Raw genomic sequence first — 10,433 nt, 5'->3', positions numbered from 1 at the left:
ATCAAGAACATGTAAAACGTTTGAAAATTTGTGTAATGGAGCATAATTTAAGTCTTGAAAGAGCCGATATTATAAGTGTTTTCAAAGCTAACGATTATGTACCAAAAATTCTTTATATGCAAAATACGGCTTGTGAGGAAGATATGGTGAATCACTTTGTTCCATTTATAACTTCTTTAACTGACTTAAGTAAAGGAGGTGCCTTCAAAAACCGAATTCGAACACTTTTATATTCAAATGAAGAGCAAGGGCACAATCCACTACCTGAAAAAGAAACGATAAGTGTTATCAAAAATAATTTAAAATTACTAAAGTAATTGCTTCTAAATAGAAAAGAAAGTCTAACTCTGTATTGGTAATACCGTCAACTTAGCCAATATAGATTACAATAATAACCTATCGAATACAAATGCAAAATAATCCCCTCTTTAAAAAGGGGGGGATTATTTTAATTGTATTCGATTCCTATATCGTCACAAAAAGTGTTTTTTCACTAATATCAATAATTATAGAGTAATTATTAATATTAAAACCTAACCTATTATGTGCAGCAAATTTTGTTGACAAGTTCTCATTTAAAAATTCTATATCGGGTTCAAAATCAAAAATTATTAAGCTAGATACAATATCTTCTTCATTAATAATATAAGAAAATTTTTCACGTTCAAAATAATATTCTCTTTGCCCAAATGTATCGCTTTCCTTTTCTTCCCCACCAAACATTTTCTCTTTCATCTCAGTTGCTTCATAACCTAAATGCATAAAAAAATATTGATAAGATTGTACAAATTCCTCCGAAAAATACTCAGTAAAGGTATTAATATTAACTTGAGATTTCTCTTCAAAGTCTTTTTCTAAAAGTATCGAATTTTTCCCAACATAACCTTCAATACTATTATTTTTAAATTTATAACTTAAAGTCGTTTCTTCTAACAAATTCAATCCAGTATTAGGTAATATTTCCCCTTTAATATTCACTAGATTAGGATCATCATAAATTAAAGTATTACTAAAACCTAATTTATTAATAGGCATTATATCAATAGGTTGATTAATTTCAGCGTTTTCTGTTTCGCTTTTGATAATCATTTCAACATTATCATTCTCTTCAGTTTCACTACCCGATGTAAGAAAATGAGGAGATACAACAAGAAGAAACCCGCTTAATATAAAGATTAAAAAAGATATTACTATTTGACCGTATACTTTTTTATGGATATTCTTAGTAGACTTATAACGAGTACTACGATTAATAGAAATCTCATTATTATCTTCATTTAATAAAGGGCTTGATTGCTTACTTAACATTTCCATTTTATAGCTTTTTTTATCACGTTCAGTTAATTCATTAAACCATTTTATAAATGATTGATAGTTATCTAAAACCTGTTTAGATTCACCGAACTCCTTCAATTGGCCATAATGAATCCAAATTACTTTATCTGAAATTGACCGCATCTGACCAATGGAATGACTAATAAAGAAAATAGTCTTCCCTTCTTTTTTAAATTCATTTATCTTATTCAAACACTTTTTATAAAAAGTTTGGTCACCAACTGATAAAGCTTCATCAACTATTAAAATATCTGGATTTGTATGCACGGATATAGCAAACCCTAACCTTGATTTCATACCTGATGAATAATTTTTCACAGGTTGTGAAATAAAATCACCTATATCTGCAAAATCAATAATCGTTGGCAATAATTCGTTAATTTCTTGTTTATTCAGTCCATGCATTAAACATTTTAGTTCAATATTCTCTAACCCAGTTAACGCATTATTTAACCCAACTGATATGGCAATTAAAGAGCTCTCACCGTTAATAGATATTTCGCCAGAAGACTGTGGGATAATTTTAGCTAATAAATTTGATAAGGTTGATTTTCCAGAGCCATTAATCCCAACTATACCTATTGTTTCTCCTTCAAATACTTCAAACGAAACACCTTTTAAAGCAAAAAATTCTTTCCTCTTTCTTGAAGGAAAAAATAAACTTAGTATCTTATCGATTTTTCTATTGTATATCTCATATTTTTTAGATACACCTTTAAAAACTACTTTAGGCTTCATTAACTTAGCCTCCACTACAAATAATCAACAAATCGATCTCTAAATTTCACATGAATAAATGAACCAACCAAAATCAACAACAGTGTTAAAGACCAAAAGTATATAGAGTACAGATAGTCTTGAAATACCCAACCTTCTCCTAATAATGACATTCTAAATCCATTAACAATATAATAAAAAGGATTCAATTTTAGTAGTTCTTGAAAAATAACCGGCATATTAGTTGGAACCCAAAAGATCGGTGTTAAAAAAAATAACATTCTCATCATTGATTGTAATAACACTTGATAATCTCTAATAATAATAGAAATTGTCGAACTGAACAAAGTAAACGAAAATACAAACATATACATACAGAATAAATAGTAAGGGAATTGTAACAAATAGACCGATGGATAAATATTATTAACAAGCAGAATAATTACAAGTAAGACTAACATAACAAGAAAGCCAGCTGAATTCCCCACTATTGTCACAGAAGGTAAAATACTTACTGGAAACTTCATTTTTGACACTAAATTAACTTTGGCATAAACACTATTTGATCCTTGTACAATAGTTTGACTTATAAAAAACCAAGGTATTAATCCTATTACTAACCAAACAAAGAAGGGGGTATCTCCAACTGGAGCTCCCCCTCGGATTCCTAAACCAAACACAATCCAAAAGACAATCACTTGAAGTAGGGGATTAAGAAATTGCCAGAGAATACCAAGGTAGTGCATTTGGTACTTACTTTTCGTCTCGTAGGATGCTAACCTGAATATCAATCTTATATGATTAACTTGTTCCCTTAAGACTTTTAAAACAAATTTCATACTAAACTTGCTTCCTTCTTAATAAACTTGTGTAAATTACCGAAATTAACTAATTCAAAATCAATAGGCAATTCGTCAATTATGTTTTTAGTATCTAAAACTCGTTTGTTACCTAATTGACTTAAACTGTTCCAATCAAGCTCTTTAAATTCATTATGGTCAGTTAAAATGACAATCAGATCCGAATTAATAGTTGCTTGGTTGATATCAGCAATTACAAAGTCTGCTTCTACGTGTGGATCAAACGATCTTATCTCAAATTTATTTTGATTTATTAATTTTTCTCTTATTTCCATTGCAGGACTTTCACGTATATCATCTACATTACCTTTATAAGTTAAACCAAATAAAGTTACTGTTCTACCATTTACTTTTTCCATTAAAGTATTTATATTATTTACTACATAATCTGGCATTGATGTATTTACATTCCGCGCAAGATTAATAATCTGAGCGGTTTCAGGTGCTTTAGCAACAATGAAATATGGGTCTACTGCTAAGCAATGTCCACCTACACCAGGTCCAGGAGTATGAAGATTAACTCGTGGATGCTTATTAGCCATTGAGATTACATCTAAAGCATTAATATCTAATTCATTACATACTTTCGTTAATTCATTTGCAAGTGCGATGTTTACGTCACGGAAAGTGTTCTCCATTAATTTTGACATCTCAGCAGTTTTTGCTTCTGTTTTGATAATTTCACCTTGAACAAAAGTACTATAAACTTTAGCTCCAGCTTCAGTACAATTCGGTGTAACCCCACCAACAATTCGATTATTAAAAATAAGCTCATGCATAATCTGACCTGGTAATACACGCTCTGGACAATGTACCAAGTAAATATCTTCACCTATATTAAATCCGTTTTCTTCTAACAATGGTCTTACATAATCATCCATACTTCTTGGTGCAATTGTTGATTCAATTATTAATGTATTTCCTTTTTCTAAGTGAGGAATAACTGAATTCACAGCTCCTAAGACATACGTTAAGTCACACGATTTATACATATCATCATTATTTGGTGTTGGTACTGCAATAATAAATGTATCTGCTTTTTCAGGTACTAGACTTGCTTTAAAAGTGCCCGCTTTAATTACTTCCTCTAATGCCTCTTGTAAGCCAGGTTCTTCAATATGAATTTTCCCTGAATTTAATGATTCTATAACTTCTAGTCTAACATCTACCCCAACAACATCTACTCCATGTTTTGCAAACATTATTGATGTAGGCAATCCAATATATCCTAATCCTACTGTACATAATTTCATTTAAAACATCTTCCTTTCAATAACTTTATTCTTTTTAATCATAACTTATTTTCTACAAATTCTTCTATAATTCTTTCATAATCTTTATTTTTACACAAATTTGAAAATGTGACTAAATGAGCTTCTTTCGGTTCAAAACGCTGCTCATAAAGATTATAGATTCCACATAATATCTCTACACATTCTTTAAGTTCTTTTTTACTAACCCGTTTTAGCTTATTTAAATACCAATTATCAAAATAGTATTCAAATCTTATATCAATATATGAGTCTAATAAATTATACTTTTTAAGTTCCTTAACTCTTCCTTCTTCCATTATAAAGTATTTTTGAAAGAATGAAATTCCTACTGAATTAACAGCAGAACCAGATACTGCAGCATAGTAAATATGAATATCCAGATTAATAGCTTTAACTTTCAAACAATTTAATAATAATTCTTGGAAGAATAAAGTATCTTGACCAACTGCTCCCTCAATCATTTTTAACTGATTGTTAGAAATGATTTCTCTTTTAACAATTAATGCTTGTATACTCATAGCTTTAAAGGAACTTCTTTTTAGAAACTCGCCCTTGTCTTCAATTAATACATCCTTTTTATCATTGAAGTAATAAACTGTTTTGTAATAGTCGAAGCTCAATACATCATCTGACACTCTAAGCATGTTTCCAACAACCATATCATAATCAGTTGATTCTACAGCTTTTATTAATTGTGAGTAGCCATTATTAATAGCTTCATTATCAGGGTCTAAATAAGTTATATAAGGTGCAGTTGAGATCTCAAAACCTTTATTTCTTGGGCGCGATGCACTACCACTACCATTATCACCGAAAAAGTAAGATTTAATGTTTGGATATTGTCTAGTTAAATATGAAATAATTTTAGTCGTATAATCATCAGTAGAGCCATCATCTACTATAACAATTTCCATTTCATTAAATATAGAACTTCTTTTTAGACTATTAAAACATTTACTCATCAAATGGTCACCATTATTGTAAGTTGGGATGATGACTGACAATTTATAAGGTTTAATTTCCGGAATGACTTTATTAGTTCCCTTTTCAAAATTATACCTATCAATACTATAACCATTTGCACGACGAACATTTCTATCCATTTCAATCAATTCATTCACTCTAAATGCACTAGCCCAAAAAACAGTTTGATATTTATCTTTAATCACATCAACGTAATCGTGCTCAATTCCTTTTTGTAGCTCACCATTTATATAATAAGAATCTTTAGTAACGTAATCTACATCCGTGTACTTAAATCCATTTATCATGTCTTCCAAATAGAATTCATCATATTTATACTCTTCATTAAAAAAGGTAATGAAATCATAATGTTGTAGTGTTTCGTCTGAAAGCTCTTCATTTAAAAGTAACTCTTTATTACATATAGTTTGTGAATTATACATTTCCAGTAATCTTTCAGTTCTTTCTCTTACTACAACAGCAATTTTTCTATCTACTTTGGTGTCAGAATAACCAATGACCGAAAACATTTCTTCTAGCCTTTGATAAGTTGTTTCTTTTGACATGACTCTCCGAATTCCAAGAATTTGTTGCTTATATAATTCGTCTTCTGAAATATTATTTATAATTTCTCCCACTTCATTTTTATCATGTACTAAGTGTACATTCGGAAACAAATTATTTATCCCTGTATTATAATTTGAAATCAATATATTCCCTAATGCTTGAAGTTCATATACTCTATTTGCAAACATTGTCTCGCTATTCTTAACAGAATTTAGATTGAGCGAGTAATTAAAGAGTTTATGAAGCTTCTGCAGATAGACATGATCGATAGCTGGAGAGATATATTTAATATACCTTTCTGGAAAGAAATATTGTTCTAATTTCAAATTAAAATTACGATCAATAATTTTTAACTTATTCTTACTTTCTATTACTCCATCAAATAACATTTTTGTTTCTTCTTGTCGTTTAGGATACTTGTTATACCATGAGCCAGCAAACAATACTTCTTTTCGTTTAGCAAACTTATTAATTCCAATTGGATTATGAATAGTTGGATTTATACCGAAACTTAATACATTAACATTTGGATTTTTACAATCTCTTTTATAATCTTCAACTTTTTCGATAGCTGTAGTAAAGATATAATCACATTTTTTAGCTAGTTCAACAAATATATCATAATTGACAGGGTCTTCTTTTGAATAAAAAACTGTTTTTATACCATTGTCCTTATATAAATTGATGATTTTCTCCATATCATTTCTATGTCTTTTAATATTTGGATTACCAAGCCCTTTCCAACTTAAATCTAGACCTTTCCAAGTTGTCACTAATAAAAATATATCCAATTTATTTGCATATTCTTTATAATTATCTCTCGTAATGTATATAAAATTAGCTTGTCCTTCAAATGAATGATATAAGAATTCATCAGAAATTATTCCAATGTTAGCTTTCATCTTTTGATAGTACCTACTTCCATTACTTTCTGGTAATTCATCAAGTAAAGGCTTTATTTCTTTAAAGAAGCTACCATCATGATCTCTTTTCAACTTATTTAAATAATTTGCTCTTTCTGTATTAACTTCTTTTTTTATTTCTTTTTTTCTATTTATAGGATTATTGTTATGACCTTGATAATCTAATTGTTTTACTTGTTTTAACTTTTCTTTATACTCATTATCATTTTTTCTCTCTTTTAAATAATCTTCAATATCACTTATTAAATCATTTTTAGTTTTTTGCTTTAACTTTTCTAATGTATTTATCCTTTGATTTATAGAATCTTTATTCAATTTCTTCACCTCCAGACTATTTTTTACGTCTCCAATATGCAAGTTGAATTTTACCTAGTTTTGATTCACTTAAAGCATTATACTTTCTTTGTAAATCATCATATTTTTTTGTATTATCATTTTTGATACTCTTTAATAGTTTAGTTTCTTTTTCATATTGATTTAATAATTCTTCTTGTAATTGTATCTTCTCTTTTTTGGCTATTAAATATAGCTTTTTGTATTTATTTATTTCTTCATCTATATTCTTATTAACCTCGATAGTAACTGGTTCCATTTCTTTTTGAACATTATTTGTAAAAGATGCACTTTCTTTAGCATATAATAGCTTTTCAATCTTTCTTATCACTTCAAATAAATTCAAATTATCATTTTCATCACTATGTTCTAATTGCATCAAGACGATTCCTACCCAATCTTGCTGGTACTCGATCTCCTTTATATATAGCTTTTCTTTTATCTCATTAAAAAAATCTTCAAAATAAAAAGGACTAACAAGATTCTGTCCTTTTTTTATTCCTAAGGGCAACGTTATAATAATTCTACCTTTTATGCTTAATTTATTTGTTACATGCATTAAATATCTTTTCATATCAGTTATATGAACCAATGAATAATCCAGTAGTATTGAGTCAAATAATTTATTGTTTTCGAGGTTAAATAAACTTGTTATTCTGCACTCAACATTCTTCTGAACACATTCAGGTTCATTTTTTAATTTCTCACTTAAAACATCAATCCTATCTTTTTCTAAGCTTATTGATAGGACCCTTTTATTTTCTTTCGCTAAAATTATAGGAAAACTATCACTTTCTAAACTTGAAATGTCTAATATATTTTCTCCAAAAGCATTTTTACAGATCCAATAATTTCTAATAGATTCCCCTGAATTATTTACTAGCTCATTTAAATTATTATTCATTCTAACCCTCCTAGCCCTTCAAATAGCCATATCTTGATAGACTTTTAAAAAGTTCTTTTTCTCTAAATCCCAGTTGTATTTCTTTCCAGCATTTTCTGTATTTCCACTTAAAACATTTCTTAATTCTATATCTGTCAATAGTTTATTTACTCCATTAGCTATAGATTTATAATTATGAGAATCTACACACAAACCTACCTTTTCACCTTCAACCACTTTCTTTATTTCAGGAAAATCACAAGCAATAACAGGTACACCAGCCATCATATACTCAAAAAGTTTATTGGAAGAAGCTGAGTAATGATTAAAACATATATTATTAAGAACTTGGAACCCTAAATAAGCATTTCTCGTATACTTAGGTAGATCACTTAAAGGTACTTTAGATAAAAATCGAACTCGACTTTCTAAACCTTTTTCTTCAACCAGTTTTTCAAGGTTTGGTTTAATTTTACCATCACCTATAAAGACTAAAGTTCCTTCCTTTATGAGAGCCATTGCACATATTAATTTTTCCAACCCCCGACCTTCTTGGATTCCACCCTGATATAACAAAATTTTTTCTTCTTCGTGTATGTTTAGTTGATTATGTAAATCAACTTTTACTATTTTATCTTTATCTTGTTTAAACGGATAATTATGAACAACGTGAGGATAAAGACCATAAAGCTCCTCATTATATTTAGCTCTAGTATGGTTTTCCACAATCATTTCATCTGTTTTTTTAATCAAAAACGCTTCTAACTTGCCATAAATGGGACTTTTATAGCCCGTTCTACTTGTTTGAACCTCGTGCGAATCATAAATTAATTTCTTCTTTTTGAATCTTAATTTTGAAACAATATAAGCTTGAGGTAGAGTATTTAAATCATTTGCATGGTAAATATTATAATTTTTTTTATAACCATGTAAAATCATTTTAAATATAATATTCCCTCTTACCCACACTGTTTTTAATTTTGTTTTCACAATTAAAAAAGCAATCATAGTTACTGGCAATACAAAAAAAGGAAATAAATAAACTAAAAACATCCACAGAGCAGCTGCCAATAATGCGATTAGTTTATTCCGTTTCAAAAAAATAACACTCTCTTTTAATATCTCTAATAGAATAGGATATCGTCTTACTCTATAAACGTTGAAATTCTCATCTTTTCTTTCATATAGGGGTAAATTCTCATCAGTAGGATCATGTATACAAATCAAATCAACTTTAAATCCCTCTTCTGACAAGGCTGTACATTCTCTTAAAACCCTAGCATCATTGGTGAAGTGGTTCCATACATACATACAGACATTCTTATTCATTTTTTCGCTCAACCTCTTTAATTTAATGAAGTAAATATTCTACATTATCATATAACTTTTTAATATTTTCTTCCCACAAAAAATCATTTTTTACACAATTAACTGCATTAGAAGACATTCGTTCAATAATAGTTTCACTTGATAATATCTCAATTATATAATCTATAAGTTCATCTACATTTCTAGAATTTGTTACATACCCTACACCGTTTTTTAAAATAACTTCTTCTGAATAACCGGAAACTGCAGCTACTACTGGAACACCACAAATCATGTAATCAATAATTCTACCTGGTAAGACCGTTTTAAATACTTCTTTATCGTTTAATGTAGCAATTCCAACTGGATACTCCCTTATTATCTCTAAACATTTTTTCCGTGTTTTTGTTGAAAGAAAGTGAACATTTTCTAATTTATTGATTTCTGTATGATTTTGCAAATCACTACGTTTCATGCCATATCCAATTATATCAAGATGAATGTTATTTTTTTGAAGTCCCTCAGCTAAACTCATTAATAGAGAGACATCTTGCGCTAATCCAATGTTTCCTGCAAATACCACTCTTTTTTTTATTTTAATAGTTTCCTGTTTAGAAACACTTAATTCTGATAGCCTTGCAGAATTAGGTAAAAAAAGTATTTTATTTAGATCTATTTGGAAGTTTTCATGGATATATTTTATAAACCCTTTACTATTTACTATAATTGTATTAGATTTTTTATATAGTAATTTTTCTACTAATTTCAACAGCCAAATAACAAGTTTGTAATCAAAAACACCTACACCTTTTAAAGACTCTGGCCATAAATCTCGAATATCAAGTATTAGCTTGCTTTTGTAACGCCATTTTGCTATTAGACCAACAAAACCTATAAAAATAGGGGGCGATGAAACAAATATTAAATCGTAATGCTTCTTATTATTTATTATAAAAAGCAGCATCTTTATAGTTATTTCCATATAATAAAAAAGTCTATTTATAATACTTCTTGAATATTTTCTATTTTTGATTCTAACCCTGTGTACCATTTCGCTATTAAAATGATTGTTTGGTTCATCCCAAAACTCATTATCTTCATAGATGCTCTTATTTGGATAAGAGGGCTCAGTCGTTAGTACATTTACTGTATATTCTTGCTCTAATAGTTGGTAAATATTCTTCATCCGATTCCCAGCACTCCCTATCTCCGGATAAAAGTGCTGGGAAATTATTAATATATTTTTCCCCATATGTCCCTCACCACTGTA

General features: G+C 28.8%; 7 protein-coding genes and 1 pseudogene. 1 reads left to right on the top strand and 7 read right to left on the bottom strand.

The features are described from left to right. A pseudogene (locus AA0017_RS22705) lies at positions 1 to 317 on the top strand (glycosyl transferase family 2); the annotation flags it as partial. Positions 318 to 465: 148 nt separating this feature from the next. Here AA0017_RS22705 and AA0017_RS22700 read toward each other — a convergent pair. From AA0017_RS22700 to AA0017_RS22670, 7 genes are read right to left on the bottom strand one after another with little or no spacing between them, the layout of a single operon-like run. Beyond that, positions 466 to 2,073 (bottom strand): ABC transporter ATP-binding protein, encoded by a 1,608-nt coding sequence (locus AA0017_RS22700; protein ID WP_413378304.1) that lies wholly within the window; start codon positions 2,071 to 2,073, stop codon positions 466 to 468. Between the two features lie 14 nt (positions 2,074 to 2,087). Continuing rightward, positions 2,088 to 2,891: an ABC transporter permease gene (locus AA0017_RS22695; RefSeq protein WP_413378302.1), complete on the bottom strand. Its 804-nt coding sequence runs from the start codon at positions 2,889 to 2,891 to the stop codon at positions 2,088 to 2,090. Continuing rightward, a complete protein-coding gene (locus tag AA0017_RS22690) occupies positions 2,888 to 4,165 on the bottom strand; it encodes a nucleotide sugar dehydrogenase (RefSeq protein WP_413378300.1) in 1,278 nt (425 codons plus the stop codon). Before AA0017_RS22690 ends, AA0017_RS22695 begins: the two co-directional genes overlap by 4 nt. 38 nt (positions 4,166 to 4,203) lie before the next feature. Further along, a complete protein-coding gene (locus tag AA0017_RS22685; RefSeq protein WP_413382790.1) occupies positions 4,204 to 6,963 on the bottom strand; it encodes a glycosyltransferase in 2,760 nt (919 codons plus the stop codon). A 7-nt stretch (positions 6,964 to 6,970) separates the two neighbouring features. Next, positions 6,971 to 7,876, bottom strand: a complete 906-nt coding sequence (locus AA0017_RS22680) for a hypothetical protein (RefSeq protein WP_413378298.1) — start codon at positions 7,874 to 7,876, stop codon at positions 6,971 to 6,973. An 18-nt stretch (positions 7,877 to 7,894) separates the two neighbouring features. Then, positions 7,895 to 9,184 (bottom strand): glycosyltransferase, encoded by a 1,290-nt coding sequence (locus tag AA0017_RS22675; protein WP_413378296.1) that lies wholly within the window; start codon positions 9,182 to 9,184, stop codon positions 7,895 to 7,897. A 22-nt stretch (positions 9,185 to 9,206) separates the two neighbouring features. After that, positions 9,207 to 10,415 carry a glycosyltransferase family 4 protein gene (locus AA0017_RS22670; RefSeq protein WP_413378294.1) on the bottom strand — a complete coding sequence of 403 codons (1,209 nt, stop codon included), beginning with the start codon at positions 10,413 to 10,415 and terminating at the stop codon, positions 9,207 to 9,209. Positions 10,416 to 10,433: the final 18 nt, after the last annotated feature.

The organism is Alkalihalobacillus phoenicis (assembly GCF_047302405.1).
Classification (GTDB): domain Bacteria; phylum Bacillota; class Bacilli; order Bacillales; family Bacillaceae_D; genus Alkalihalobacillus.
Note: the sequence above shows the minus strand (reverse complement) of the source record. Positions and strands in the feature narration are given on the sequence as shown.